The sequence below is a fragment of the Halomonas sp. DP5N14-9 genome, assembly GCF_019802175.1.
In the GTDB taxonomy this organism is placed as follows: domain Bacteria; phylum Pseudomonadota; class Gammaproteobacteria; order Pseudomonadales; family Halomonadaceae; genus Halomonas; species Halomonas litopenaei.
In genome coordinates this window covers 562,540-587,527 of record NZ_JAHVHR010000002.1, presented here as the reverse complement: position 1 = coordinate 587,527, position 24,988 = coordinate 562,540, and the positions used below count along the sequence as shown (strand labels likewise).

Here is a 24,988-nt window from a genome sequence, read left to right as displayed (position 1 = left end):
AGGAGCCTAGCGCTTGTCCAGGCGGGCCTCGAGCGCCTCCAGCAGAGCGTCGGGGTTGGCTGCACTGATCAGGGTATCGAGCGTGGCGGTGTCGAGAAAGCCCTGCTCCACCCCAGCGTGGAGGAACGTAAGCAAGGGGCGATAGAAGGCGCAGGTGTCGAGAATGCCGATGGGCTTGGCGTGCAGCCCCAAGTAGCGCCAGGTCCAGGTCTCGAAGAATTCCTCCAGGGTGCCGATCCCGCCCGGCAGCATCACGAAGGCGTCGGCGTTGGCCGCCATCTGGGCCTTGCGCTCGTGCATGTCGCCGACACGAACCAGTTCGGTCAGGCCATCGTGGGCCAGCTCCCGGTCCACCAGGTGGTGGGGCATGACCCCGATGACCTGGCCTCCGGCCTCCAGGGTGGCATCGGCCAGCGCGCCCATCAGGCCGACACTGGCGCCACCGTAGACCAGGCCATGGCCGCGTTCGGCCAGGCGCCGGCCGAAGGCGCGGGTATCTTCGAGAAAACGGGGATCTTCGCCCTGGCGTGAACCAAGATAGACACAGATCTGGGCCATGGAACGTTCTTCCTGTCGCGGCGTGAAGGGGGAGAGCGCTTGTCTGCGAGCAGCTCAGGGCAATAGATCGATGATGCCGTAGTGCTCGTCGACCCACTGGCCGATCACATTGTTGCCGCACAGGTGATGGGCGTACTGGGTGTGCAGGCAGCGCACCTGATCGTGGTTGGCGATGCCGCCGATGCCGCGTTCACGCAGCACCTTGTCATAGCCCAGACGCTCGACCTCGGCACGCTGCTCGGCGCTCATGTGCGCCCAGCGGGTGGCGATGTAGTCCTGGTGGCTTGCATGGTAGGCCGCACGGAAGTCGTCATCCTCCTTCAGCCGGGCTTCCAGCGACTTGATCACGCCGGCTGCCTCGATCCGTGACAGCTCCACCTTGAGCAGCTCGGAACTCAGCCAGAACAGGGTGGGAAACGGCTTGCCGTCGACGATCGGGGCCATGCGCAGCACCAGCGGAGTGCCTTCGCCGTCGGTGGCGGCAAGGGCCTCGATGCCGCGGGGCTCGCGACCGAGCTGCTCGGCGATGATCGCCGTCTGGGCGGCATCGGGGGGCGTGTCAGGACGGATCACCATCGGGGTTGTCTCTTACGAATTTGGTGGAGCGCCCCACCGCGCGAAAGAAGGCACGATTGAGCTGTTCCGGGGTGGGGACGTAGGCCTGCTCGCGCTCGATGAACTCGGCGCCGCGTGCGATCAGCACGTCGTAGAGGCGATTGAACGGGGCATCATAATCGTAGGGATCGGCGCCGAACAAGCGAATGTGCGGATAGTCGGCGAAGCGCTCGAGGAAGAAGGCTTCCAGGCTGGCCTCGGCGGCGCGATGGCGGACCTTGTCGTCCGGGTCCAGCCACAGGGTGTAGCGGATCGCCATGGGCACCTCTGGTGTCGATATGGCTCCACCCTAGCATTTTTGCCATTTTGACGCTTGTTCGGCCGGTTTTTAACCGGGAACGGGGCTGTCTCGAAGGGCTAGCTCGAAAGGCTGTCTCGAAGCGCTATCTCAAAGCGCTATCTCGCCAGCGCCACCACCTGGGCATCGGTCAGCGCGATCAGGTCGTCCGGGGCCAGGGTGATTTCCAGGCCGCGGCGTCCGCCGCTGACGTGGATCTGGCTGTGGCCGTGACAGCTGTCATCGATAAAGGTGGCCAGACGCTTCTTCTGACCCAGCGGGCTGATGCCGCCGACCACATAGCCGGTGGCTCGTTCGGCCGCTTCGGCCTCGGCCATGGCGGCCTTGCGACCCTCGGCCGCCTTGGCCAGGGTCTTGAGGTCGAGCTTGCGCGATACCGGCACGATGGCCACCACCAGGCGCTGGCCATCGATGCTGGCCAGCAGGGTCTTGAACACCGCCGCGGGGTCCAGCCCCAGCGCCTCGGCCGCCTCCTCGCCGTAGGCCGGCGAGCGCGGGTCATGCTCGTAGCTGAGGGTGGAAAACGGTCTGCCGGCCTTTTCCAGCGTCTTGACGGCAGGGGTCATGGTCAGGCGATCTCCGGTTCGTGAAGGTGCTCCATCAGGGCTTCGCGCAGCTCGCCTTCAATCGGCACTGCCTTCTTGGTCTGGTGGTCGAAGTGCACCAGCACGGTGTGGCCGAGATTGGTCAGCTCGCCCTTCTGGTGGGCTTCCTGGGTCACGGTGAAGGAGCTGTTGCCCAGGCGTGACAGGTAAGTGCGAACCTCGATGTCATGGCCATAGTGGAGTTCGGCGCGATAGTCGATCTCCATGCGTGCCATGATCAACCGCCACTTGGCCGGGTCCAGGTCCGGGGTGAACAGGCGGAAGAGGTCATTGCGTGCCAGCTCGAACCAGGCCGGCAGGCGGGTATTGTTGACGTGACCGAGGGCGTCGGTGTCGTAGAAGGCGGGCTCGATGGTGCGGGTCAGCATAGGGCGTTCTCGTTTGTTGTGGTGGCGATGTGGTGATGTCAGGGTTTCAGGATTATCCCAAGCAAGCGCTAGGTCAAGATGCGGGCGTCGGCGCGCCCGTCTTGGCTCAACGCTTGGCTCAGCCTTTAGCTCAGCCCTTGTCTCTCAACTTCGGCGGCCTGCCCACCACTGCTGCACACGCATCCACGACAACAGCCACAGGGTGGCGGCGGCGAAGCCCAGCAGGGTGCCTGGCCACAGGCCGAGGCTTGCGTAGGTCAGTGACACCACCAGGGCGTAGCACAGAAGCGAGCCCAGGCCCGCAGGATAGTGCTTGATGACCGTGGCCACTGGCGCTGCCCCCTGGGTCAGGTGGAGGATCACCAGGAACGGGTACATGGTCACCGGGAACGCCGCCATGACCCCGGCCCAGGCGCTCGGCACCACATGGGCGAGGCCGGTGATCAGGAAGATGATGCCCGCGGCGAGCCCTGCCCGAAGCGCCAGCGCCGGCCAGGAGAAACCGCCCTTGGGGGTGGCCTTGACGTCGGGGACCCGGCGATAGAGCCAGGTGAAGACGATGATGGCGGCCAGGGTGGTGAGGGTGCCACCGAGGCGGCTGAAATCGACCTGGGTCAGCAGGCTGCTGGCGGCGAGCCAGGCGGCAAGGCCTCCCGCGGTTCCCTGGGCCACGCCCTTGAGCCCGTCACCGCGTGCGGCCAGCAGGTAGCCGCCGCCCAGTGCCAGGGTCGCGGTGAAGCCGGCCAGGGTGTGTACGGCGCTGTCGCTGGCGAACTGGGGCGACAGCTCCAGGCCAATGAAGAACAGTGCGATGGCGGTGCCCAGCGGGTAGCCGGAGAGCAGGCCGGCGACCCGGGTGCTGACCCGCTCGGCGATGACCGACAGGCCGAGCACGACGCCGACGGAGATAAGCAGTTTGGCCAGTTGCCAGTGAAGGGGGACGTCCATGAGGGGAGGGGGTTCCTTGGGTTATCGTAGGTATCTGGTGACCAGGTTCAAGCGAGATGACCATGACCGAGCTGTCGCCGCCCCCGAGGCCAGAGCGCTGCGAGCTGTGCGCGCGAGGGGCGCCCCTGACCAAGCATCATCTGATACCGCGTTCGCTGCACGGCAAGGCGCGCTATCGCAAGCGCCACGATCGCGTCGAGCGCCTGACGACGATCCTGTGGGTGTGCCACGGCTGCCACCGCCATCTTCACGCGCTGCTGAGCGAGCGTGAGCTGGCCGACCATTATCGCAGCCGCGAGGCGCTGCTGGCACATCCGGAGATTCGTTCCTTCGTCGAATGGCTGTCGACCAAGCCCGACGGCTTTCGGCCGAAGCGGCCGACCCGGCGGCGTCGTTAGTGCGGTGCCTAGACCAGCCTGAGCCCCTGGCGATCAACCCAGGCGGCGGTCACCGCGGCAGCCAGCGGTTGGCGAAGGTGTTCCGGCAGGGCGTCGACGGCGGCGTCGCGGCTGTCGAAGGCGCGATTGCGCAGCCAGCAGTAGGCCCAGGCGCAGGCCTCGGGCTCATCGCCGGGTGTCGGCCGCGCAGGCATCTGGACCAGCAGGAACAGCGCGGTACGCACCGCCCAGTGGGGTGGGATCTCGTCGTTGTCGGCGGCGGCCCAGCACTCCAGTGTGGCGCCGTCCGGGGTCTCTCCCGGGTCGCCGAGGCCGGCGACCCGGGCGGTTTCTGCCAGGATCAGCGCCAGGCGATCGGGGTCGCCGCGTCCAAGCGCCAGCCACTGGCCGATCAGGGCAGGCATTCCTCGGCATACCTTGGCGAAGAATCCGTGATGCGGCATGGTGCTTGTCATGGGGGAAGCGTCCTTCAAGTGCTTGGCCAGGGTATCCTGGCAACCGACCAGCCATCGTCAGGGAGATGACCATGAAACCCGATTTTGCCACGCCGATCGATCGACGACAGCCCCGCGGTGATGATCGTTCGCCACATTGGCCGTCACAGAAGTGGCACCGCCACGGTGATGACGTCCTTCCGCTGTGGGTCGCGGACATGGACTTCCGCTCGCCCGAGGCGGTGGTCGAGGCGCTGTCGGCGCGCATCGATCACGGCGTCTTTGGCTACGGTCTGGTGGCGGAAAGTCTGGAACAGACGCTGATCGACTGGAGTGCCACCCACTATGGCTGGGACATCGAGGCCCGCTGGCAGCACTGGCTGCCGGGGGTGGTACCGGCGTTGCACCTGGCGAGCCTGGCCTTTACCGAGCCTGGCGATGGGGTGCTGACGGTGACGCCTATCTATCCGCCGTTCTTGCAGGTGGCCAGGCGCACCGGGCGCCTGCCCCAGCAGGCAGCCATGCGCCCGCCCCAGGCGCCGGGCGAGCCCTGGACGCTGGACCTCGAGGCGCTGGAGGCGGCGATCACCGAGCGGACCCGGCTGCTGTTGTGGTGCCAGCCCCACAACCCCACCGGACGAGCCTGGCGCCGCGACGAGCTCGAAGGACTCGCCGAACTGGTCGAGCGTCATCAGTTGATCGTGGTTTCAGACGAGCTGCACTGCGACCTGCTGCTCGACGAAGGAGCGCGCCACCAGCCCCTGGCCGCCGCCTTCCCGGCGCTGGCCGATCGCATCATCACCCTGTGGGCGCCCTCCAAGACCTTCAATCTGGCTGGGCTGACTGCCGCCTGCGCGATTTGCCCCGACGCCGGCCTGAGAAAGCGCTTTCGTGATACCGCCAAGGGATTGATGCCGGACGCCAATGTGCTCGGGCTGGTGGCGGCTGAGGCCGCCTATCGCCACGGCGAGCCCTGGCGCCAGGAGTTGTTGACGGTACTGCGTGGCCACCGCCAGACGCTGGTCGAGCGCGTCGCTGGCTGGCCCGGCGTGGGCTTCAGCGCCCCCGAATCGACCTATCTGGCCTGGCTCGATCTGCGCCAGTCGACCCTGGGTGGCGAGGAGTCGCCGGCCAAGGCATTGCTCGAGCGAGCCGGGGTCGCGCTGTCGGATGGCGCCGACTTCGGCTGGCCGGGCTTTGCGCGGCTCAATTTCGGCACCACGGCCACCCAGCTTGACGAGGCGCTGGCGCGCCTGGACCAGGTGCTGGGCGGCTGAGTGGCGCTGGCGTAATAACCTCAACAACGAAAACGGGGCCCTCGAAGGGGCCCCGTTTTCATCTTTTTTAGGCGATGAGCGGCAAGGCGCTCGACGTCTCGATCCCCTCAGTAGAGCAGGGCGAACAGCTTGCGGCGGTAGCTCACCGTCAGCGGATGATCGGCGCCGAGTGCGTCGAACACCCGCAGCAGGGTCTTGCGCGCCAGGTCGTCACCGTAGGCACGGTCGCGCTTCATCACTGCCAGCAAGCCTTCCAGGCCGGGTTCATAGTCACCGTCGGCCACCTGGCGCAGCGCCCTCAGATAGTTGGCCTCGCTGTCGTCACGCCCCTCCAGGGCGGCCAGGGTCTCGGCGTCGGGCGCTTCTTCGCCGAACTCGATGCTGGCACGAACGCCGCGGGCCTCGGGACCGTCGCGGTCTTCCGGAGGTAGCGCGTCAAGCAGGGTGCGCGCTTCGTCATTGCGACCTTCCGCCACCAGCACTCGGGCCATCTGGATCTGGTAGGCCAGGTGGTCGGGGTACTGCTGCGTCAGCTGCTGCAGGATCTCCAGCGCGGTGGCGGTGTCGCCCGCCGCCAGGGCCTGCTCGGCCTGTTCTTCGGGGCTTGCCGGAGCATCTTCCGGGGCCGGGAAGTAGCGGCCCAGCCACTCGCGAATTTCCTTTTCCGGCAAGGCGCCCTGGAAGTGGTCCACCAGACCGCCCTGACTGATCAACTTGACGTCGGGTACCGAGCGTACGCCGAGCTGGCCGGCGATGTCCTGGTTGTCGTCGATGTTGAGCTTGGCCAGCAGGAAGGTGCCGGCGTATTCGCGGGTCAGCTTTTCCAGCACCGGCATCAGGTTCTTGCAGGGCTCGCACCAGGGGGCCCAGCAGTCCAGCAGCACCGGGATGCGCATGGACAGCTCCAGCACCTGCTTAATGTTGCTGCGGTCGACGTCGAAGATCAGGTCGCTGTCGGCCGGCCCCTGGGACGCCGCGGCGGCACCCTGGGCGGGTTCGCTGCTCGGATCGCTGCTCAGAGGTTCGCCTGTACGAGGGTCGACGATGGGCATGGGACACAACCTTGTCAAAAGTGAATTGCCCTAAAGATGCGGGCGACGGCCACCGACTTCAAGGCGCCTGCCGATACGCCGGAGCATGCCTGGAATCGATGACTGGCCAGCGGTGTGCCCAAGACGCGGTAAAGGGCTGCGGCGACGGTCGATTCTTGACCGACTCGGGTTGATCGAGGTCAGCTCTTCGACGAAAGAAGGAGGGGGGGATGGCTAATCCGGGGACACGGAAGCGCCAAAAAATATCGAATTGGCACAGAAAAATTAAGATTTAATCAGGGGGCGGGCTTCGCAATACAGGGATGCCGCAATGGCGTCTAGTGGCGAAGCGCTGGCCTCGGCCACCACCGGACAGCCAACAAAAAAACGAGGCAGTCCCGAAGGACTGCCTCGTTTTCGTATTTGGTAGCGGGGACCGGATTTGAACCGATGACCTTCGGGTTATGAGCCCGACGAGCTACCAGACTGCTCCACCCCGCATCAACGAGGACGTAGTATACGGATAATTCTGGCTGCGTCAACCCTGTGCGATTTCGGGTGTGATGGGTCGTGCCGTTCGGGCGCTGTGGTCCATACTGGAGGGGCTGTCATGCAAATGTCAGTGCTAGACGCTAGCCTGGTGGATAGTCGTTGTGGACGTTGATTCGACGCAGTACCACGACGAAGGCCTGCCGAGGTAGGCAGGTGGGGCTGGGCGTCGCAGTGGCAGGAGGCCACCCGCGATCGCTCTGGGCCCGAGGTTCCTGGTTGCGCGAATGCGCAGCACCAGAGCATCCACTGCTATACATGCTTGCAACAACAAGTGCCGTCGCCAAGCGGCGGCGTGAAGGACAATCAGGGAGGTCGTCTATGACTCAGCAAAAGCCCGTCGCGTGGGTCACCGGTGGTACTGGTGGTATCGGAAGCTCAATCTGTCGCGAACTGGCGGATGCCGGCTATCAGGTAGTGGCCGGTTACAACAATCCTGACAAGGCCAAGACCTGGCTGGAGACCCAGAAGTCGGATGGCTATGACAATATCGACATCACCGGCATCGATCTGACCGATTTCGAGGCCTGCCAGAATGGCGTCAAGGCGATCGAGGACCAGCATGGGCCGATCGCAGTGCTGGTCAACTGTGCTGGTATCACCAAGGATGGCACCTTGAAGAAGATGTCGGCGGACCAGTGGAACGTGGTCATCGACACCAACCTCAACAGCGTCTTCAATACCTGCCGCAGCGTGATCGAGAGCATGCTGGAGCAGGGCTACGGACGGATCATCAACATTTCGTCCATCAACGGCCGCAAGGGGCAGTTCGGCCAGGTGAACTATTCCGCCGCCAAGGCCGGCATGCACGGTCTGACCATGGCGCTGGCGCAGGAAACTGCGACCAAGGGCATCACCGTCAACACCATCTCGCCTGGCTATATCGCCACCGACATGATCATGAAGATTCCGGAGAAGGTGCGCGAGGCCATTCGCGAGACCATCCCGATGAAGCGGTACGGCACGCCGGAAGAGATCGGCCGCCTGGTCAATTTCCTGGCCAGCAAGGACAACGGTTTTATCACCGGTGCCAATATCGACATCAATGGCGGTCAGTTCATGGGCTGACAGACGTCGCGCCGGGCTCACGAGGCTCGGCGATGTACATTTCGCCAGAAACCACGATGCGAGGCCAAAAGGCCTCGCATCGTGGTTTTCAGGGGTTGAAAGAGGGGGGGAGGCACGGCAAGCCGTGCATCGCTCAGGGTGGTGGCAGTTGACTCAGCCCATCCAGCAGGGCGTCGAGCTCCTGTACCTCGCGCTCCCACTGCTGGCGCGACACTGGACCGGTGGCCAGCAGCCCACACAGTACCGAGATCAGCTCGTCTTCCCGGCTCGGCGCCTGGCCAAGGCTGTCGTTGAGGCGGTCGACCTGGATCGCCAGGCGCAGTGGCTCGTCCTGGTGGCCGATCGGATGGCCCGCCAGGAGCGCCAGGTGTACCCGCAGTCGTGCCAGACGCTCGGCGACTTCCTCCGCTGGAGCAGGATCGCGTCGTGCGGCGTTGCGCTGTGCGTGGGCCTGTTTCAGCGCCGGCGGCAACGATAGCGCGGCGGGAATCTCCACATCACTGCAGAGGCGACCGGCGAGGCAGTCATCGTCGGCCTCAAGGTGCTCGAGAATCAGGGGTTTGACCTCGCGCCAACGACCGACGACCTCTGCCACGGAGAGCCGTTCCAGGCGCTCGCGCCGAGCCCGTACGATGCCGGTCCAGCGCTTGCGCATGCCTTCGGTGCGCCGGCCCGATGGCAGCGGTTCCAGCGCGCTGGCCTCATCCACCGCCTTGTCCAGCCAGTCGGCCTCGCTGCTTGCCGCGGGTTGCCAGGCATCGATGCGGTCGATCAGGGCCTGCATCTGTTCCAGCCGCTCGCGAGCACGCTGGGCACGATCATCGCGCTCGGCGTCACGCTGGGCGAAGATCTGGTCGCATAGTTGGCGGAATTCTCGCCACAGGGTCTGCTCCTCGCCCTTGGGCGCGCGCCCCAGTTCGCGCCAGCGCTGTTGCAGTGCCTTGGCCTGGTCGGCTCGCTGGCGTGCCGGCAGTCGTGCATCGACCAGCGCTCGGGCCTGGTCGATCACCTCACGCTTGGCGTCGGCGATCTCGTTGGCGCGGCGATCGATCAGCGCCTGCAACTGATGCCGGATGCGGCCGAAGCGTCGTCCGATGGCCTCAGCGTGATCGCGCGGGACAGGGGCGGTGCGGCGCCACTGTTCCCTGGCCTGGTCGCGGATCTCGCGCAGCGCGTCGGGGTCGGCCTGGGCGGCGGGCTGCTCCAGAAGGGCCTCGATCTGCTCGCACAGCGCTTCGCGTTCTGCCAGGTTGGCCTCGCGCAGGCGCTGTTGTTGTTCACGCCAGGCCTTGAGCGACTCGCGAATACGTTCGGAGGTTGCCCGAAAGCGCTCGGACTGCTCGCGGTTGGCCGCGGCGTCGCCCAGTGCCTTCCACTCCTTGACCAGCTGGCGATGGCGGCGGTCACGGTCACGGTCGGTGAGGGTGGCGTCCTGCTCCAGGGCCTCGATGGCCTGGCACAGTTGCTCGCGCTTGGGACCGGCGACGAAGCCGCGCCAGTCACGCAGTTCGGCGAGTCGTGCGCCGAGGCGCTTGAGTCGAGACTGCTGGGCACCGGCCGAGGACGGCAGCTGATCGGCGAGGTGGCGAAGCCGCTGGTGCAGGCGGCTTGCTCCCTTGAAGGTACCCTCGTCGAGCAGCGCCTCGAGACGATCCAGTTCCTCATCGAAGCGTGTGAGCTGGGACTCCGACGGTTCGTCTCCGGAAAGATCCTTCTCCAGGCGAAGATGGTGTCGGGCACGTTCGAGCCTCGGGTCTGGCGGCAGACCTTCGGGCCACTTGCAGTCGCTCACCAGCTGCTTCAGCGCAGCCTCGTCGCCGGCCCTGATGGCTTCCTCCAGCGGCAGGGCGCGCTCGACCAGGCGCTGGTGGGCCTGGTTGATGGCGTCGTAGTTCTTCAAGGCCTTGTCGTAGCGCTGGCGCAGGCCGTCGTCGGCGAGGTGGATCTCGGACAATGCCTGCCAGCGGTTGGCCATCAACTGCTTCTGAGCTCGCAGGCTGGCCAGGTCCTGTTCACCGACATATTCGCCCTGGTAGAGCGCGGCCAGGCTTTCTTCCAGCGCCATGACCAGTGCCTCTCGGTCCTGATCGGCCTGCTCGCGGCGCTGTCGGTCGGCACGCAGGGCGTGTTCCTGGGCCTCGTGATCGTGAATCACCTTGCGACAGCGCAGGCTGGCCTCCTGGTAGCGCTGCTCCTGCCCGGCGTCGGGCAGATCCGCCAGTCGAGACCACTCGCGCTCCAGATGGCGGAAGCGCCCAGCGTAGAGAGGCTCCCAGGTGGCGCGGGCGTGCTGCTCGAGACTGGCCAGCAGTTGCTCGCGTCGTTCCCGAGCCTGTTCCACGGCGTCGGCGTCGGCGCGCAGTCGACCCAGGCGTTCCTTGGCGTCGCGCACCACGTGGCGATCCCGGCGGGCCGCCTGGGCCAGCTGCTTGAGACCTTCCTCGGAGGTGACCCGCTCGGCGGCGGCGTGACGTACGGCGGCGATGCCGTTGTCGCAGGCCTGGCGAATCAGGGCGGCCTCGTCATCGAGCCTGGCCAGGGCGGCGAGTCGCAGCTGCTGGTTATCGCCCTGGAGGGCGATCTCCTCGAGCATCGCCGCGTCGTCCAGGGACTCGACGATCTGCTGGCGGCGGCCAAGTTCGATGCCGCCCTGGCGACCGATCAGCAGCGCGATGAGCTGACGATCCAGCTCGCGTGATCCTTTACCCTCAACGCGCAGCTCCAGCAGTCGCTGTGGGTCGTCCAGGCGTCTCGCCGCGGCGAGACGGACGTCGGGCTCGGTGTCCTGGACCAGGGTCTCGAGGGCCTCGCGTTGGCTCTGGGGGTCGAGCCGTTCGGCGGCATCGCGTCGGACCTGTGGATCGGGATGTCGCCAGCGTGGCGAGAAAAGGCGGCGGAGGAGTCCGGGCATGGGGCTTCCTGCAAAGAAATAAAGAAAGGTGGCGAAACGGCTTCACCATCTTGTTATTGCGCCAGGCAAAGCCGGGCGTCGAGATAGAAAGTTTATCTAAGCATGCGCGCCACCATCAGAAAAGGCCTCAGCGCAGGGCTGTGGCTGATTGGAGACACTGACAGGAGGACAATTGAGGCTTATGATCGGTTGCAGGACCGGGGGCTCTGACTTAGCTTGAGATCATCCCCCGACCAACACCCGACGTGGAGTTCGGCAATGAGCCTCAAAGTGGACAGGGACAGCATGGCGTTTACGTTCAAGGGTGGGATGCTGCCCATGACGGTGATGGAGCTTTCCAGTGCGGATCCCGAGGAAATTCGCGATCAGCTCGCGGGCAAGCTCTCGCAGTCGCCAGCCTTCTTTCAGCACACCCCGGTGGTGCTCAGCGTCGAGAAGCTCGACGAACCTCACCTGGCCCTGGAACGTATCTGTGCGGTGTGCCGGGCGCACAAGCTGCTGCCGGTAGCGGTGCGTGGTGGTGCCGATCCGGTCAAGCAGTCCGCCTGGGCGCTCGGACTTGGCTGGTTCCCCCCCCAGGATGCCGCTCGTGCGCGTACCCTGGAAAGCGTTCCGGTGCAGGAAGACGAAGACGTCACCGTGGTCGAGGAAGTGGAGGCTGACGCGCCTCATGGCGGACGTATCTTTCGTGGCACCGTGCGTTCCGGCCAGCAGATCACCGCTCCCGACGGCGACCTGACCGTGATCGGTGCGGTCAATGCCGGGGCCGAGGTGCTGGCGGCGGGCAATGTCCATGTCTACGGTGCCCTCAGGGGGCGTGCCCTCGCTGGCATTCACGGCGACCACCAGGCAGGCATCTTCTGCCGTGAGCTGCATGCGGAGCTGTTGTCGGTGGCGGGCAACTACAAGCGTCTCGAAGATCTCGACCCCCAGCTGCTCGGCTCCTCCGTCCAGGTCGTGCTGACGGACGATCAGTTGGGGATCACCGCGTTGAAGTGAGCCTTCAGCCGGGCTTGTGAAGCGCCTTCAGCGGGGCATTGCCGCATCAGCGGGCGCTTTAGCGCGGGACAGCGATTTTTATAAGGCCGTGCCTGGTCACTGCGGTGACCACACAGGACCAACAACTTTACGACGACAGGATGCGACACTTGGCCAAGATCATCGTAGTGACCTCCGGTAAAGGCGGGGTCGGCAAGACAACCAGTGCGGCAGCCATTGCCACCGGGCTGGCACTCAGAGGCAACAAGACGGTAGTGATCGACTTCGATGTCGGTCTACGGAACCTCGACTTGATCATGGGCTGCGAGCGCCGTGTGGTCTACGACCTGGTCAACGTCATCCAGGGCGAGGCCGGGCTGAACCAGGCGCTGATCCGTGACAAGCGCGTGGACAACCTGCATATCCTTCCTGCCTCCCAGACTCGGGACAAGGATGCCTTGACCCAGGAGGGCGTCGAGAAGGTGCTGGACACCCTGACCAAGGACTTCGACTACATACTGTGCGATTCACCCGCCGGTATCGAACGTGGTGCCCAGCTGGCCATGTACTTCGCCGACGAAGCCATCGTGGTGACCAACCCCGAGGTGTCTTCGGTGCGTGACTCCGACCGTATCCTTGGGCTGTTGTCATCGAAGACCCGGCGGGCCGAGCAGGGCAAGGACCCGATCAAGGAGCATCTGCTGATCACCCGCTACAACCCCGGACGGGTCGACCAGGGAGACATGCTGAATCTCGAGGACATTCGCGAGATCCTGGCCATCAACCTGGTAGGTTTGATTCCCGAGTCCGAGGCCGTGCTGAGAGCCTCCAACCAGGGGGTCCCGGTCACCCACGACGACAGCAGTGACGCTGGCCAGGCCTATATGGATACGGTCAGCCGCCTGATCGGAGAGGAGGTGCCCTTGCGCTTCCACGAGTATCAGAAGAAAAGCCTGCTGAGCCGCATGTTCGGAGGAGGAGGTCGCCGGTGAAACTACTCGATTTCCTGAAGCGCGAACGCAAGAAGTCCGCGTCTGTCGCCAAGGAGCGGCTGCAGATCATCGTGGCGCACCAGCGTAGCCAGCGGGGACAGCCTGACTTCCTGCCGATGCTGGAGAAGGAGTTGCTTGAGGTCATCCGCCGCTATGTCGAGGTGGACGACGATGCCATCAATATGTCGCTGGACAGCGAGGACAACTGCTCGGTGCTCGAGCTCAACGTGACCCTGCCGCGCAGCAGTTGATGCAGCGTCTGGTGTTGCTTGAACGTCGTGATATCGTCGATGCCACATCGCCGATGCGATATCGACAATGCCAGCCATCAAGATGACGCCCCTTGGGCGTCTTTCGTGTATTTCCTTCCCGCGCCGGACTCGACCTGTGATCGTGCAGGCTGAGCCCGGCGTTGGCCTGTGCTAGGCTGACGGGCCTTTGACGTACGCGTGGAGACCGCAATCCCATGGCGCAGCCGAAAGCCGCTCCGCTGACCTTTCTGTGGCACGACTACGAGACCTTTGGTGCCGATCCTCGGCGCGATCGTCCCTCGCAGTTCGCGGCCATCCGTACCGACGCCGAGTTCAACGAGATTGGCGAGCCGGTGGAGCTGTTCTGCAAGCCCGCCGATGATGCCTTGCCGCACCCGATGGCCTGCCTGATCACCGGTATTACGCCCCAGCAGGCGAGGCGCAACGGTGTGCCCGAAGCCGAGTTCGCCGGCGCCATCGTCGACGAGATGAGCGTCGCCGGGACCTGTGCGGTGGGCTACAACAGCCTGCGCTTCGACGATGAGGTCAGTCGTCACCTGTTTTACCGCAACCTGATCGACCCCTATGCACGGGAGTGGCAGAACGGCAATTCGCGCTGGGATCTGATCGACGTGGTGCGCGCCTTTCACGCCTTGAGGCCAGAGGGCATCGAGTGGCCAAGGCGCGAGGACGGCAGTCCCAGCTTTCGCCTGGAAGACCTGACCGCGGCCAACGGTATCGAGCATGCCGGCGCCCACGACGCCCTGGCCGATGTGCGCGCCACCATCGCCCTGGCGCGACTGTTGCGTGGCGCCAATGCCAACCTGTTCGACTACCTGCTGTCGCTCAGGGCCAAGCGTGAGGTGCGCAAACGCCTGGATACGACCCAGCGCAAGCCGGTGGTGCATATCTCCCGGCGCTATCCGGCCAGCCGTGCCTGCGGGTCTCTGGTGATGCCCCTGGCCGAACACCCGACCAATCCCAACGGCGTCATCGTCTACGACCTGTCGCTGGACCCTGCCGACATGCTCAGTCTCTCGCCCCAGGAGATTCGTGCTCGGGTATTTGTCAGCAATGACGACCTGGCCGAGGGGGAAAGCCGGATTCCGCTGAAGGTCGTGCACATCAACAAGTGCCCGGTGATCTTTCCGCCCAGTGCGCTCAAGGATGTGTCGGGGCCCCATCAGGGCGAGTACGGCGAGATCGTGGCGCGCATGGGGCTCGAGATGGACGCCTGTCGCGGTCACTACCAGCGGCTGGCCAAGGACCCCGATATCGTCGCCAAGGTGCAGGAGGTGTTCGCCGAGCCACCGCCGGAGCCGCCGAGGGATCCGGACCTGATGCTCTACTCCGGCGGGTTCTTCTCTCCTGCCGACCGCCAGCAGATGGAGCGCGTGCGTGCCATGGATCCCTGGGATCTGGTCGACGCCAGCTTTGCCTTCCAGGACCCGCGCCTGGAGGAGATGCTGTTTCGCTACCGCGCCCGCAGCTATCCGGACACCCTGACCGGCGAGGAGCAGGCGCGCTGGGAGACCTTCCGGTGGGAGCGGATGAACGACTCGGCGCTGGCGAGCCTGACGCTAAAGGAATTCGCGCGTGAAATCGAACGTCTGAACCAGACCTCGCTGAGCGATCGCGAACGCCAGATCCTCGAGGAGATGGTGATGTTTGTGGAGTCGATCATGCCCGCCCAGGCGTTCGGCTAGGGGACCAGCCTGGCGCAGACGCACGGCGTCGCGCTGGCCGTGTCGGGCATCATCAATATGGCGCCATGAATCAGGTGCCATGAATCAGGTGTGATGAAGCGGGTGAAACGACAAGGCCCGACCGGCGATGCCGGTCGGGCCTTGTCGTCACTGCTGTCGGCGGCGGCGTCGCCAGCCGAGCGGGATCGCCCCCAAGCAGGGGGCGATGGGGTGGGCCAGGGCCTTTTGGCAGAGCCCTGTCAGGGTTTGGCCGCCTGGGCGCTGGTGTCCGCCGGCGTCGGTGACAGCGCTTCTTCCTCGTCACCGGGCAGGGCTTCCAGGTCGCCTTTCAACGCCATGACGTCGCTGGGTGCGGCGCCCGGATCGAAGGTCACGTCCACCACTGCGGCGCCACCCAGAAGCTGCCAGCTGTCCTTCAGGCTGGCGGCGTCGACCTCGAGCACCGCGGCGGCCAGCCGCTCACGCCTATCGAAGTCGGTGTCGCCGTAGGACAGCGCCTGCCACAGGCGGGTGGTGCGCTCCTCGAGGCCTGAATCACGCTGGGTAATCTCGTCGTGGACCGCCTGGCGATAGGTGGCCAGGGTGTCGTCATCCAGGCTGTCCAGACGCTCGGGCACACGGTCGAGGAAGTCGCTGACCCTGGCCTTGAGCTCGTCGCTTTGGGTGGAGGGAGACTGCACCAGCAGGCTGATGCCCGGAGCGTGCAGCAGCGGTGAGTAGCCTGCGCTGACGATGTACCCGAGCTGCTGTTCGGTACGCAACTGCTGGTAGAAGGGGGTCTCGAGCAGCTTGCCGAGCACCGCGATGCGGGCCTGGGTGGCGATACCCTGGTCCGGCCCCTGCAGGTAGCGAATCAGCAGCGACTCGTCTCGGCTGGAGTCCGGCGTCAGGCTCGGCAGATCCACTGCCTTGAGTACCTGCAGGTCGGTGATGGCGTCCGCGCCAAGGCTGGGCTCAAGCGCCGCGATGGCCTGCTCGGCCTCGTCGCGTGCCAGCGACTCTTCCAGGTTGCCGACCACCAGCGCCTGCAGGTGCAGCTCGTCGAGGAAGCGCTCGCGGAAGTCGCGCAGGTCCTGGGGCTCGAGGTCGGACAGCGCCTCCAGCAGTACCTGGGGGGACCACTGGGGCCGAATCAGCGCCTCGGACAGGGTGCGTTGACCCTGGTGATAGAGCGGATTGCGTGGTGCATTGCCCCATTGCTTTTCCAGGCCGTAGCGCACTCGGGCAACGCTTGCGTCGAGGATCTCACCCTGCTTGAGCTGGTCGATCACCTCCCGTATCACCCTGTCCTGGCGGTCACGCCAGCCGGTGAAGGACAGCGTCATGCCACGCGAGTGGGCATAGGCTTCATACTTCTGTCCCGCCAGACGTGCGGCGTAGAGCTTCTCGTTGAGGCTGTCGTTGAGCCAGCCGGCCAGCAGTTGTGTCAGCACGGCCTGGCGCGGGGACTGGCTGGCGCCAGGGTGCTGCAGGCTGAAGCGCCAGGAGGCCTTGGGCGTATCGTACTCGGCATCGGCCTTGTACCAGGCGTCGGCCTCGGGGGTGTCGATCAGCAGTGAGGGGCGCTCGTCGTGGGCCTCAAGCAGCGCCAGGTCCTCGGCGATAAAGGGATTGGGCTCGGGCAGTGCCAGCCCCGCCAGGGGGGCGGCTGCGGTATCGGCCAATGGCGTCTCCTGCCAGGCGGTGTCGTAGTAGCGGCTACGTTGGTCGCCTTCGACCTCGGGGCCGGTGTACAGGCGGATCATGTTGTCGGGGCGCAGCGCATCGAGCCAGCGACGCACTTCCTCTGCGTCGAGCCCGTCCATGCGGTAGCCGGCGCGGTTGACGTCCTCGAGCGGGTAGTGGGTCAGGCTCATGGACAGGCGCATGGCCTCGTCCAGGGCGTTACCGTGCTGCTGGAACTGGAACGCCTGCTCGGACAGGCTGGCCTGCTCGTCGTAGCGTTCCTCGCTGATGCCCTGTTGGCGAATCTGCTCGATGGTGGCAAACAGACTGGCCTGGATGCGATCGAGCTGCTCGCGCCCCTCAGGGGTCAGGCTGACATCCACGGCCAGCAGTGCATGGCGGCCGTCACCTCGGGTGACGCCGGCGGACAGGCCGTCGGCCCAGCCGGCCTCGCGCAGGCGGCTCAACAGGCTGCCGGGCCCCTCATGACCGATCAGGTTGGCGATGTAGCTGGCCGGCTTGTGGCGATAGCTGAGCACGGGGTCGGGCACCGGGAACAGAAAGCTGACGCGGCGAGCGTCGCGCAGCGACTGGGCCTCGGCGGCCAGCGGCAGGCGTGAGCGATCCACCAGTGGGGTGTCGATGACGGGTGCCTCGAGGCCGCGATCGGGCACCTCGGCGAAGCGTTCGACCACCAGTGTCTGCAGTTGATCCAGCGGCATCGGCGCCACTACCGCCAGATGCATGACGTTGGCGCCGTAGTGGTTGTCGTAGAAGTTCATGACCCGCTCGCGCAGGCTGGGCTCCCCTTCGGGCCGCTCGGCCAGGGTCTCCTTGCTGCCCACCGAGAAACCCACGGTGGGGTTGGCCTGATTGAGCAGGGCGTCGAGGACCTCGTTCTCGCGGCGTGCGTCATCGCGCAGGCGCGCCTGATATTCGGAGTGCACCACGTTGCGCTCGCTGCCCAGGCGGTCGGCGTTGAACAGCGGGTCGATGAAGAACCGACTGAAGCGATCCAGAGCGCCTTCGAAGGCCTCGGGTTCCACATCGAAGAAGTAGTTGGTGTCCAGCGAGGCGGTGAAGGCGTTGTGGCGCCCGCCGTGGCGGCTGATGTAGCCCTGGTAGGCGTCGGGCTCGGGGTAGGCCTCTGTGCCCAGAAACAGCATATGTTCGAGCAGGTGGGCGAGCCCCTGCAGGTCATCGGGATCCTGGGCGCTGCCCACCGACACATTGAGTGACGCCGCCGCCTTGTCGGCCTCGGGATCGCTGACCAGCAGGACGTCGAGGCCGTTGTCCAGGGTCAGTACGCGATAGTCGCGATCATCGTGGGGGCTGACGATCGGCGTCGTGGCGGTGGCCACGTCGGCGTCGGCCTGAGCCGTGGGCGGTTGCTCGCTGGTAGCGGTCGGGGCCGCGGAAGCCTGAGCCAGCGGTAGCCACAGGCCGATCAGGGTGGCGACGAGGGCGCTGGCGCCGCGTCGTGTGAGGGTCGAAGCCATCACGTCTCCTTGGAAGTCTGGCGCCACATCTTGCCGATGGGGTGGGCACAGGATGGGTCTTGCTCTTGAGGATTGTTCACTCGTCTTGATACCGGAAAAGCGCCCAACAGTTCCCCGGGAGGGGGGCTCAACAGTGGCTTGAGGTCCTCGGGATCACTCTGCGGGTCCAGCCAGGCCCTGGCTTGGCCGGGGGGCACGACCGCCGGCAGACGGTCGGTCAGGGGGGCCAGAAAGCCAGGGCTAGGCACCGTGATCAAGGCGAAGGAGTCGTTATAGTCGGTAAGGGTGGTGTGAAACCTACACCATAGTCCGGCCAGCAGCATCGGCCCGCGGTCTGCCCGGGTGATCAAGAAGGGCTGCTTGTAGTTCGGACGCGGCTGCCAGGCGTAGGCGCCGGCTACCGGCACCAGGCAGCGCCGCGCGCGGAAGGCGTCACGGAACATCGGGCGCGAGTCGAGGCTTTCGGCGCGGGCGCAGTGGGGGGCGTGATCGAGCACCTGCAACCAGGGCGGTGTCAGGCCCCAGAAACCGATCCCCAGGGTAGGGCGTCCAGCTTCCAGGCGGATGATCGACAGTGGACGGCGCGGGGCCATGTTGACGCCGCTGATGGCCTGGGCCGGAGCATCGAGGTCGTCGAGGGCGGTCTCGATGGCGCGGGCGGGAATATAGAGACGGCCGGTCATGGGGGCTCCTGCGATCTGGAGGGCCAGCGTACCCAAGCTCCCGGTGTCAGGAAAGCCTTGAGCCCGTTGTTGCGGCGAAGGGGGCATAATGAGCGGTCGAAAACAGTGTTCGATTAATGTATGCTGAACGATACCGCTGAACCTGAAGCCGCCGATGTCCGGCCGCGAGAGAGAAGAGCGATGGCGCGTCCAAGACAGCATGCCCCCGAGGAGCTTCACGCCCAAGTGATGGCCGCCTGCGATGCCTGGCTGGCTGAGCAGCCGGTGCATGCCCTGTCGCTGCGCTCGTTGGCCCGGGAGGTGGGCTGTGCGCCGAGCACCCTGCTGAAACTCTACGGCAGCTTCAACAACCTGCTTCAGCACGTCAACCTGGAAAGCCTCGGTCGGCTGCGCACGGTGATGGAGCCCCTGCTGGTCGACACCACCGAGCCTGAGGCCCGGCTGCGTGCCCTGGCCCAGGGGTACTGGAAGTTCGCCCGCGAAGACGCCCATCGCTGGCAGCTGATGTTCGACTATCCGCTGGCCCAGGAAGGCGAGCTCGATCAGCGCCAGACCGATATGATCGGCGCACTGTTTGCCCGGGTCGAGGGGACCCTGACCGAGTATCAACCGGATCTCGAATCGCTCGAGGCGCAGCGCCTGGCGCGAACCCTGTGGGGCAGCGTTCATGGCCTGGTGCAGCTGGGGCTCAATGATCGTCTTGGCTATTCCCAGGGCGGCGCCTTTGAGGTCGAGGAGCTGCTCGATCAACTGCTGTCGACCACCCTCGCCGGACTCAAGCAGATAGGCCGTGACCAGAGGGGCGATAGACAGGTGAACGACACGCCGTGATCGACGTACTCGTCTGGGGCCTCGTCGGCCTGCTTGCCTGCATCGCTGCCTGGCGCTTCTATCGCGCCCCGGCGGTGTATATCCGACGTTTCGTGTTTGCCTTTATCCATGTGTTGTACCGACTTCGCTTCCAGGGGCGTCGCTTCGTGCCCCCGCGCGGGCCGGCGCTGGTGGTGTGCAATCATGTCAGCTTCATGGATGCGCTGGTGATGGGCGGCGGCAGCCCCAGGCCGCTGCGCTTCTTGATGGATCGCCCGATCTACGAGTCGAAGCGCCTCAACTGGCTGTTCCGCATGGTCGGGGCGATACCCGTGGAGTCGGATCGTCGTGACCCGGGCAATGTGCGTCGCGCCCTGGAAGAAGTCAGCCGCGCCTTGAGAAACGGCGACGTGGTGATGCTGTTCCCGGAAGGGCGGCTGACGTCGGATGGTGATGTCAAGACCTTCCGCCGGGGCCTCGATCTGATTCTGTCGAGGGACCCGGTGCCGGTGATTCCCGTCGCGCTGTCAGGCCTGTGGGGCTCGTGGACCTCCAATTGCCACGGCAAGGCTCTGGCCCATTTCCCCAGGCGCTGCCGCGCCCGGGTGGCGCTCTACTTCGACGAGCCGGTGCCGCCGGGGCAAGCCACCCGTCAGTCGCTGGAGGCCCGAGTGCGCGAGCTCAAGGCCGAAGCCGATCGCTGGGTCGAGACCGGTAAGCCCTGAGGCAACCGCCGCCGGGGTGCGCAGGCTCCGACAGAGGGAAGGTCGGGTTAGGGAAGGGATAACGCAGAAAGGGACGGCCTCGGCCGTCCCTTTCTCGTAAAAACCTTGCTTGTCAGTGCTTTGCTTGTCAGTGCTTTGCTGGCAAGTACTCTGCCTTGGTGGCTTGCTCGCCGGTTCCTTCCCTGCATGTCGCGTCGCGACTGACGTACCTCTGGTCCTTGCGGTGGTCAGTCGCCCGCGTCGGACTCTGCCAGGACGCGGCGAGTGCCAGGCCAGCAGCTGACTGAGGTGATCAGGTTGTCGCGCATCTCGAGGATTTCCATGCGGATGTTGCCGATCTGCAGACAGGCCGGGCCGTCGGGGAAGGACTCGAGGTGTTCCAGTATCACCCCGTTCAGCGTCTTGGGGCCGTCGGTGGGCAAGTGCCAGCCCAGCGACTTGTTGATATCACGAATATTGGCGGTGCCGTCAATCACGTGGCTGCCGTCGCTCTGGGGCAGCATGTCCTGCTCCTGTCCGGCCACGTCGGTGGTGAATTCACCGACGATCTCCTCGAGGATGTCCTCCAGGGTCACCAGGCCCTCCACGTCGCCGTACTCGTCCACCACGATGCCAATGCGGCGCTTCTGCTTCTGAAAGTTCAACAACTGAGTGTGCAGCGGCGTCGATTCGGGGATGAAGTAGGGCTCCCGCGCTTCCTGCACGATGGCAGCCTTGGTCACCTCGCCTCTGGACAGGAAGCGGGCGGCATTGCGCAGGTGCAGCATGCCGATGATGCTGTTGATGTCGCCCTTGAACACCGGCAGCCGGGTGTGCTGGCTGGTGCGGATCTGGGTCAGGATGTCCTCGAGACTGTCGTCGAGATCGATGCCGACCACCTCATGGCGCGGCACCATGATGTCGTTCACGGTGACATTCTCGAGATCCAGAATCGACAGCAGCATGGCCTGGTGGCGATGGGGAATCAGGGTGCCGGCCTCGTGGACCACGGTGCGCAACTCGTCGCGGGTGAGGTTGTCACCATTACCGTCGATATTCTTGACGCCAAGCAGCCTGAGCAGGCCGTTGGAGATCACGTTGACCACCCACACCAGCGGATACAGCAGCTTGAGCAGCGGCTCCAGGATCATCGAGGCCGGGTAGGCGATGCGCTCCGGCTTCACCGCAGCAAAGGTCTTGGGGGTGACCTCGGCAAAGATCAGCACCACGATGGTCAGGATCGCCGTGGAGATGGCGGGGCCGCTGACATCGCCAAAGAAGTGGATGGCAATGATGGTGGCGATGGAGGCCGCCAGGTTGTTGACGAAGTTGTTGCCGATCAGGATGACGCCGATCAGCCGGTCGGGACGCGCGAGCAGGCGCATCACGCGCTTGGCGTTGCGCTGTCCGCTGTTGGCCTGGTGGCTCAACCGATAGCGGTTGATCGACATCATGCCGGTCTCGGAACTGGAGAAGAAGCCCGATAGGGCAATCAGCAGAAAGAGCAGGCCGAACAGCAGGCCCACCGGAAAGTCGTCGTTCAAGACGTGAAATCCTTGGTCGCGGGTAGGGGTCGAGTTGTAGGGGGTCGGGCCGGGAGTGTCAAGGAGACCTCCTGTCTAGCTGTGCGCTAACAGCACCTCAAGGACAAACTTGCTACCAAAGTAGGCCAAAAGCAGTGCGATATAGCCTCCCAGGGTCCAGCGCACCGCCCGCATGCCTCGCCACCCAAGGCGGTAGTGACACAGCAGCAGTACCGCGAACACCAGCCAGGCCAGCAGCGACAGCACCGTCTTGTGGACCAGGTGCTGGGCGAACATGTTGTCGAGGAACGCGAACCCGCTGGCGATGGCCAGCGTAAGCAGGGCCATGCCCACCCAGATCATCTCGAACAGCACCCGCTCCATGGTGGTCAGCGGCGGCAGTGCCTGTACCACGCCGCGTATCCGGTGATGCTTGAGGGCCTTGTTCTGGACGCCTACCAGTATCGCCTGCAGCGAGGCGATGGCCAGCACCGCGAAGGCCAGGGCGGAGCTGACGGCGTGGAAGGCGATGCCGGGGGTCATGCCGTTTGCGCTGGTAGGGGTCGGTAGTTCGGTACCGAGCAGCAGCACCACGCCGGCAAAGGGGAACAGCACGGCGGCGATATTGAGCACCGGTTTGAACAGGCTGGCGCCCAGCAGCACCACCACCGCCAGGGCGGTGACCAGCACCGCGCTGGTGGACAGTCCTGGCAGCATCGAGCCCTCGAGGGCAAGCAGGCCGCCGGCGACGACCAGGTGGAGAGCCGCCGCCAGGGTGCCGAAGCCGCGCACCAGTAGGTCGCGCGGAGGTACCCGGCGAATCAGGGTCAGCCCTTGCCAGGAGGCAGCCGCCAGATAGAAGACAAAGGCCAGTAGAGCCAGAGGTAACGCCTGCATGCTGTGCTGTCCGTGCGCCTTGCCGGCGCCTTTGAAGATAGGGAACCTGGGTCCGGGGAATGCCTTCCCCTCGACACCGACTATACCGGATAGCGCCTCGGCTGACAGCCAGCGGGCGGCCTTCTTCGGCTGTCTTGCCGGCAACTGCATGGAGAGTCCGCGCCACAAGGCGTATAATTTGCGCCATCGTCAAGGCCGCGCACCGGCGGCCGTCTCAAGGGGCGTCTCGACAAGGGCGCCTTGAGGCCATCGCATTTGGAGAGGCCCATGTTTCAGAACCTGAGCGAGCGTCTGTCCCAGACGCTGAAGTCGATCAAGGGTCAGGCACGCCTGACCGACGACAACATCAAGGACACCCTGCGCGAGGTGCGCAAGGCGCTGCTCGAGGCGGACGTTGCCCTGCCGGTGGTCAAGGCGTTCATCGAGCGAGTGCGCGAACGTGCCGTGGGCCAGGAGGTCTCCCGCAGCCTGTCGCCGGGCCAGCAGTTCATCAAGATTGTCCAGCAGGAGCTGGAAGTCACCATGGGCGAGGCCAACGAAGGGCTGTCGCTCAAGGGCACGCCCTCCGTGGTGCTGATGGCCGGCCTGCAGGGTGCGGGCAAGACCACCTCGGTGGCCAAGCTGGGCAAGTATCTGCGCGAGCGCGAAAAGAAGAAGGTGCTGGTGGTTTCCACCGACGTCTACCGCCCCGCCGCCATCGACCAGCTCGAGACCCTGGCCAAGGAGGTCGAGGTCGACTTCTTCCCGTCGCGCTCGGATCAGGCCCCGGTGGACATCGCCACGGCGGCGCTGAAACACGCCAAGATCCAGTTCCATGACGTGGTGCTGGTCGATACCGCGGGTCGCCTGGCCATCGATGAAGCGATGATGCAGGAGATCCAGGGGCTGCATCAGGCCATCGAGCCCTCCGAAACGCTATTTGTGGTCGACTCGATGACCGGCCAGGATGCGGCCAACACCGCCCGCGCCTTCGCCGATGCCCTGCCGCTGACCGGGGTAGTGCTGACCAAGGCCGACGGTGATGCCCGTGGCGGTGCCGCCCTGTCGGTGCGTCACGTCACCGGTCGTCCGATCAAGTTCATGGGTGTCGGCGAGAAGGTCGATGCCCTCGAGCCCTTCCATCCGGATCGTGTGGCCTCGCGTATCCTCGGCATGGGCGACGTGCTGTCGCTGATCGAGGAAGCCGAGCGTACCGTCGACAAGGGCAAGGCCGAACAGCTCGCCAAGAAGGTCAAGAAAGGCCAGGGCTTCGATCTCGAGGACTTCCGCGAACAGCTCCAGCAGCTCAAGAAGATGGGCGGCATGAGCGGCCTGATGGGCAAGCTGCCGGGCATGGGGCAGATGGCCGAGATGGCCCAGGGGCCTGGGCCCGAAAAGGAGCTTGGCAAGCTCGAGGCGCTGATCAACTCGATGACGCCGAAGGAACGCCGGAATCCGGACATCATCAACGGCTCGCGCAAGCGCCGTATCGCCGCCGGTGCCGGCCTGCAGGTGCCGGACCTCAATCGTCTGCTCAAGCAGCACAAGCAGATGCAGAAGATGATGAAGAAGGCCGGCAAGAAAGGCGGCATGCAGAAGATGATGCGGGGCATGTCCGGCATGATGGGCGGAGGTGGTCCTGGCGGTCCCGGGGGTATGGGCGGCATGGGTGGCCCCGGCGGCATGCCCTGGCGCTGAGTCAGTTTTCTTGCGCTGGTGCTGTTTTTAATGCCAAGCGCGAAGATGACGAGGGCTGATGACAGGACCCGGCTCTCCTCGCTCGTCAAGGGATGAGCGGCAAAAAAGGTTCCCTTGGGGGGTGGTTTTCCGTAGAATACTGCCTCTTCACTCGAGGACCGCGCCTGGCGCGGCCCTCGTCGTGAGCGAAACACCGGTGGCTGGCCTGGCCGTCGCCGTTATCTGAAATCCCAACCGAAGGACAGTCAACGTATGGTTACCATTCGTCTGGCACGTGGTGGCGCCAAGAAGCGTCCCTTCTACCACCTCGCCGTGACCGATTCCCGCAACGCCCGCGACGGCCGCTTCATCGAGCGTCTGGGCTTCTTCAACCCGGTGGCCCGTGGCCAGGAAGAGCGTCTGCGCATCGACCTCGACCGCATCGCCCACTGGCAGTCCCACGGCGCGCAGCTGTCTGACCGCGTCGCCGAGCTGGTCAAGGAAGCTCGCAAGCAGGCCTGAGGCGCAAGCCTTGCCTGTGAATGTCCCGGTGTGAAAGAGGTT

The 24,988-nt window shown here is 65.2% G+C and carries 24 protein-coding genes and 1 tRNA gene; 11 read left to right on the top strand and 14 right to left on the bottom strand.

What is annotated here, in order from left to right:
* Positions 1-6: 6 nt before the first annotated feature.
* The 6 genes from KUW00_RS04250 to KUW00_RS04225 form a co-directional block, all read right to left on the bottom strand.
* Positions 7-558: a TIGR00730 family Rossman fold protein gene (locus KUW00_RS04250; protein WP_108131194.1), complete on the bottom strand. Its 552-nt coding sequence runs from the start codon at positions 556-558 to the stop codon at positions 7-9.
* Between the two features lie 54 nt (positions 559-612).
* The gene (locus KUW00_RS04245) at positions 613-1,134 is read right to left on the bottom strand and encodes a DUF501 domain-containing protein (protein WP_045991352.1); all 522 of its coding nucleotides are present in this window, start codon (positions 1,132-1,134) and stop codon (positions 613-615) included.
* Positions 1,118-1,432 carry a hypothetical protein gene (locus KUW00_RS04240; protein ID WP_045991351.1) on the bottom strand — a complete coding sequence of 105 codons (315 nt, stop codon included), beginning with the start codon at positions 1,430-1,432 and terminating at the stop codon, positions 1,118-1,120. The genes KUW00_RS04245 and KUW00_RS04240 overlap by 17 nt, the downstream gene beginning before the upstream one ends.
* A gap of 137 nt (positions 1,433-1,569) precedes the next feature.
* Positions 1,570-2,037, bottom strand: coding sequence for a Cys-tRNA(Pro) deacylase (gene ybaK / locus KUW00_RS04235; protein WP_222568287.1), 468 nt, complete (start codon positions 2,035-2,037; stop codon positions 1,570-1,572).
* Positions 2,038-2,039: 2 nt separating this feature from the next.
* Positions 2,040-2,444 (bottom strand): acyl-CoA thioesterase, encoded by a 405-nt coding sequence (locus KUW00_RS04230; protein WP_045991349.1) that lies wholly within the window; start codon positions 2,442-2,444, stop codon positions 2,040-2,042.
* Between the two features lie 144 nt (positions 2,445-2,588).
* The gene (locus KUW00_RS04225) at positions 2,589-3,392 is read right to left on the bottom strand and encodes a hypothetical protein (protein WP_045991348.1); all 804 of its coding nucleotides are present in this window, start codon (positions 3,390-3,392) and stop codon (positions 2,589-2,591) included.
* Positions 3,393-3,454: 62 nt separating this feature from the next.
* Between KUW00_RS04225 and KUW00_RS04220 the strand changes: the two genes are divergently transcribed.
* Entirely contained in the window at positions 3,455-3,790 is a 336-nt protein-coding gene (locus tag KUW00_RS04220; RefSeq protein ID WP_261391961.1) for a hypothetical protein, read from the top strand.
* Between the two features lie 8 nt (positions 3,791-3,798).
* Here KUW00_RS04220 and KUW00_RS04215 read toward each other — a convergent pair whose 3' ends face one another.
* Complete coding sequence (locus tag KUW00_RS04215) at positions 3,799-4,233, bottom strand: hypothetical protein (protein WP_222568425.1); 435 nt, start codon at positions 4,231-4,233, stop codon at positions 3,799-3,801.
* A gap of 83 nt (positions 4,234-4,316) precedes the next feature.
* Here KUW00_RS04215 and KUW00_RS04210 point away from each other — a divergent pair, with 83 nt between their 5' ends.
* Positions 4,317-5,501, top strand: coding sequence for a MalY/PatB family protein (locus KUW00_RS04210; protein WP_222568285.1), 1,185 nt, complete (start codon positions 4,317-4,319; stop codon positions 5,499-5,501).
* Positions 5,502-5,608: 107 nt separating this feature from the next.
* Here the strand turns inward: KUW00_RS04210 and KUW00_RS04205 are convergent, their stop codons facing one another.
* Complete coding sequence (locus KUW00_RS04205) at positions 5,609-6,553, bottom strand: thioredoxin family protein (protein WP_222568284.1); 945 nt, start codon at positions 6,551-6,553, stop codon at positions 5,609-5,611.
* A 403-nt stretch (positions 6,554-6,956) separates the two neighbouring features.
* Positions 6,957-7,033: transfer RNA gene (locus KUW00_RS04200), tRNA-Met, on the bottom strand.
* 369 nt (positions 7,034-7,402) lie between these two features.
* Here KUW00_RS04200 and phbB point away from each other — a divergent pair.
* Complete coding sequence (gene phbB / locus KUW00_RS04195) at positions 7,403-8,149, top strand: acetoacetyl-CoA reductase (RefSeq protein ID WP_222568283.1); 747 nt, start codon at positions 7,403-7,405, stop codon at positions 8,147-8,149.
* A gap of 133 nt (positions 8,150-8,282) precedes the next feature.
* On the opposite strand, the gene KUW00_RS04190 is transcribed toward phbB, so the two are convergent.
* The gene (locus KUW00_RS04190) at positions 8,283-11,060 is read right to left on the bottom strand and encodes a DUF349 domain-containing protein (RefSeq protein WP_045991344.1); all 2,778 of its coding nucleotides are present in this window, start codon (positions 11,058-11,060) and stop codon (positions 8,283-8,285) included.
* A 258-nt stretch (positions 11,061-11,318) separates the two neighbouring features.
* Here KUW00_RS04190 and minC point away from each other — a divergent pair, with 258 nt between their 5' ends.
* The 4 genes from minC (at position 11,319) to sbcB (ending at position 14,987) form a co-directional block, all read left to right on the top strand.
* Positions 11,319-12,059, top strand: a complete 741-nt coding sequence (gene minC / locus KUW00_RS04185; protein ID WP_222568282.1) for a septum site-determining protein MinC — start codon at positions 11,319-11,321, stop codon at positions 12,057-12,059.
* 149 nt (positions 12,060-12,208) lie between these two features.
* Positions 12,209-13,030, top strand: coding sequence for a septum site-determining protein MinD (gene minD, locus KUW00_RS04180; protein ID WP_045991342.1), 822 nt, complete (start codon positions 12,209-12,211; stop codon positions 13,028-13,030).
* The gene (gene minE / locus KUW00_RS04175; RefSeq protein ID WP_045991341.1) at positions 13,027-13,281 is read left to right on the top strand and encodes a cell division topological specificity factor MinE; all 255 of its coding nucleotides are present in this window, start codon (positions 13,027-13,029) and stop codon (positions 13,279-13,281) included. Before minD ends, minE begins: the two co-directional genes overlap by 4 nt.
* 215 nt (positions 13,282-13,496) lie before the next feature.
* Positions 13,497-14,987 (top strand): exodeoxyribonuclease I, encoded by a 1,491-nt coding sequence (gene sbcB / locus KUW00_RS04170; protein ID WP_222568281.1) that lies wholly within the window; start codon positions 13,497-13,499, stop codon positions 14,985-14,987.
* 239 nt (positions 14,988-15,226) lie between these two features.
* Here sbcB and KUW00_RS04165 read toward each other — a convergent pair whose 3' ends face one another.
* Positions 15,227-18,151, bottom strand: coding sequence for an insulinase family protein (locus KUW00_RS04165; protein WP_222568280.1), 2,925 nt, complete (start codon positions 18,149-18,151; stop codon positions 15,227-15,229).
* Positions 18,151-18,834, bottom strand: coding sequence for an SOS response-associated peptidase (locus KUW00_RS04160; protein WP_222568279.1), 684 nt, complete (start codon positions 18,832-18,834; stop codon positions 18,151-18,153). The genes KUW00_RS04165 and KUW00_RS04160 overlap by 1 nt, the downstream gene beginning before the upstream one ends.
* 180 nt (positions 18,835-19,014) lie before the next feature.
* Between KUW00_RS04160 and KUW00_RS04155 the strand changes: the two genes are divergently transcribed.
* Complete coding sequence (locus KUW00_RS04155; protein WP_108131203.1) at positions 19,015-19,665, top strand: TetR/AcrR family transcriptional regulator; 651 nt, start codon at positions 19,015-19,017, stop codon at positions 19,663-19,665.
* On the top strand, positions 19,662-20,369 hold the full coding sequence (locus tag KUW00_RS04150; RefSeq protein ID WP_315901104.1) for a 1-acyl-sn-glycerol-3-phosphate acyltransferase: 708 nt from the start codon (positions 19,662-19,664) through the stop codon (positions 20,367-20,369). Before KUW00_RS04155 ends, KUW00_RS04150 begins: the two co-directional genes overlap by 4 nt.
* Positions 20,370-20,596: 227 nt before the next feature.
* On the opposite strand, the gene KUW00_RS04145 is transcribed toward KUW00_RS04150, so the two are convergent.
* Together KUW00_RS04145 and KUW00_RS04140 are read right to left on the bottom strand one after the other, a co-directional pair.
* A complete protein-coding gene (locus KUW00_RS04145) occupies positions 20,597-21,892 on the bottom strand; it encodes an HlyC/CorC family transporter (RefSeq protein WP_045991336.1) in 1,296 nt (431 codons plus the stop codon).
* 75 nt (positions 21,893-21,967) lie between these two features.
* Positions 21,968-22,768: an inner membrane protein YpjD gene (locus tag KUW00_RS04140; protein ID WP_222568278.1), complete on the bottom strand. Its 801-nt coding sequence runs from the start codon at positions 22,766-22,768 to the stop codon at positions 21,968-21,970.
* A gap of 267 nt (positions 22,769-23,035) precedes the next feature.
* Here KUW00_RS04140 and ffh point away from each other — a divergent pair, with 267 nt between their 5' ends.
* Both ffh and rpsP read left to right on the top strand, forming a co-directional pair.
* Positions 23,036-24,445 (top strand): signal recognition particle protein, encoded by a 1,410-nt coding sequence (ffh, locus tag KUW00_RS04135; protein WP_045991334.1) that lies wholly within the window; start codon positions 23,036-23,038, stop codon positions 24,443-24,445.
* Positions 24,446-24,697: 252 nt separating this feature from the next.
* The gene (gene rpsP / locus KUW00_RS04130) at positions 24,698-24,946 is read left to right on the top strand and encodes a 30S ribosomal protein S16 (RefSeq protein ID WP_045991333.1); all 249 of its coding nucleotides are present in this window, start codon (positions 24,698-24,700) and stop codon (positions 24,944-24,946) included.
* The last annotated feature ends 42 nt before the right edge of the window (positions 24,947-24,988 follow it).

Bases quoted from the DNA above. Each gene is read 5' to 3' on its own strand.
- KUW00_RS04160 (WP_222568279.1), bottom strand. From the start codon at position 18,834: ATGACCGGCCGTCTCTATATTCCCGCCCGCGCCATCGAGACCGCCCTC.
- phbB (WP_222568283.1), top strand. From the start codon at position 7,403: ATGACTCAGCAAAAGCCCGTCGCGTGGGTCACCGGTGGTACTGGTGGT.
- KUW00_RS04225 (WP_045991348.1), bottom strand. From the start codon at position 3,392: ATGGACGTCCCCCTTCACTGGCAACTGGCCAAACTGCTTATCTCCGTC.
- KUW00_RS04205 (WP_222568284.1), bottom strand. From the start codon at position 6,553: ATGCCCATCGTCGACCCTCGTACAGGCGAACCTCTGAGCAGCGATCCG.
- KUW00_RS04230 (WP_045991349.1), bottom strand. From the start codon at position 2,444: ATGCTGACCCGCACCATCGAGCCCGCCTTCTACGACACCGACGCCCTC.
- rpsP (WP_045991333.1), top strand. From the start codon at position 24,698: ATGGTTACCATTCGTCTGGCACGTGGTGGCGCCAAGAAGCGTCCCTTC.
- KUW00_RS04140 (WP_222568278.1), bottom strand. From the start codon at position 22,768: ATGCAGGCGTTACCTCTGGCTCTACTGGCCTTTGTCTTCTATCTGGCG.
- KUW00_RS04215 (WP_222568425.1), bottom strand. From the start codon at position 4,233: ATGCCGCATCACGGATTCTTCGCCAAGGTATGCCGAGGAATGCCTGCC.
- ffh (WP_045991334.1), top strand. From the start codon at position 23,036: ATGTTTCAGAACCTGAGCGAGCGTCTGTCCCAGACGCTGAAGTCGATC.
- KUW00_RS04165 (WP_222568280.1), bottom strand. From the start codon at position 18,151: ATGGCTTCGACCCTCACACGACGCGGCGCCAGCGCCCTCGTCGCCACC.
- KUW00_RS04220 (WP_261391961.1), top strand. From the start codon at position 3,455: ATGACCGAGCTGTCGCCGCCCCCGAGGCCAGAGCGCTGCGAGCTGTGC.
- KUW00_RS04155 (WP_108131203.1), top strand. From the start codon at position 19,015: ATGGCGCGTCCAAGACAGCATGCCCCCGAGGAGCTTCACGCCCAAGTG.
- sbcB (WP_222568281.1), top strand. From the start codon at position 13,497: ATGGCGCAGCCGAAAGCCGCTCCGCTGACCTTTCTGTGGCACGACTAC.
- KUW00_RS04190 (WP_045991344.1), bottom strand. From the start codon at position 11,060: ATGCCCGGACTCCTCCGCCGCCTTTTCTCGCCACGCTGGCGACATCCC.
- KUW00_RS04245 (WP_045991352.1), bottom strand. From the start codon at position 1,134: ATGGTGATCCGTCCTGACACGCCCCCCGATGCCGCCCAGACGGCGATC.
- KUW00_RS04250 (WP_108131194.1), bottom strand. From the start codon at position 558: ATGGCCCAGATCTGTGTCTATCTTGGTTCACGCCAGGGCGAAGATCCC.
- ybaK (WP_222568287.1), bottom strand. From the start codon at position 2,037: ATGACCCCTGCCGTCAAGACGCTGGAAAAGGCCGGCAGACCGTTTTCC.
- KUW00_RS04240 (WP_045991351.1), bottom strand. From the start codon at position 1,432: ATGGCGATCCGCTACACCCTGTGGCTGGACCCGGACGACAAGGTCCGC.
- KUW00_RS04210 (WP_222568285.1), top strand. From the start codon at position 4,317: ATGAAACCCGATTTTGCCACGCCGATCGATCGACGACAGCCCCGCGGT.
- minC (WP_222568282.1), top strand. From the start codon at position 11,319: ATGAGCCTCAAAGTGGACAGGGACAGCATGGCGTTTACGTTCAAGGGT.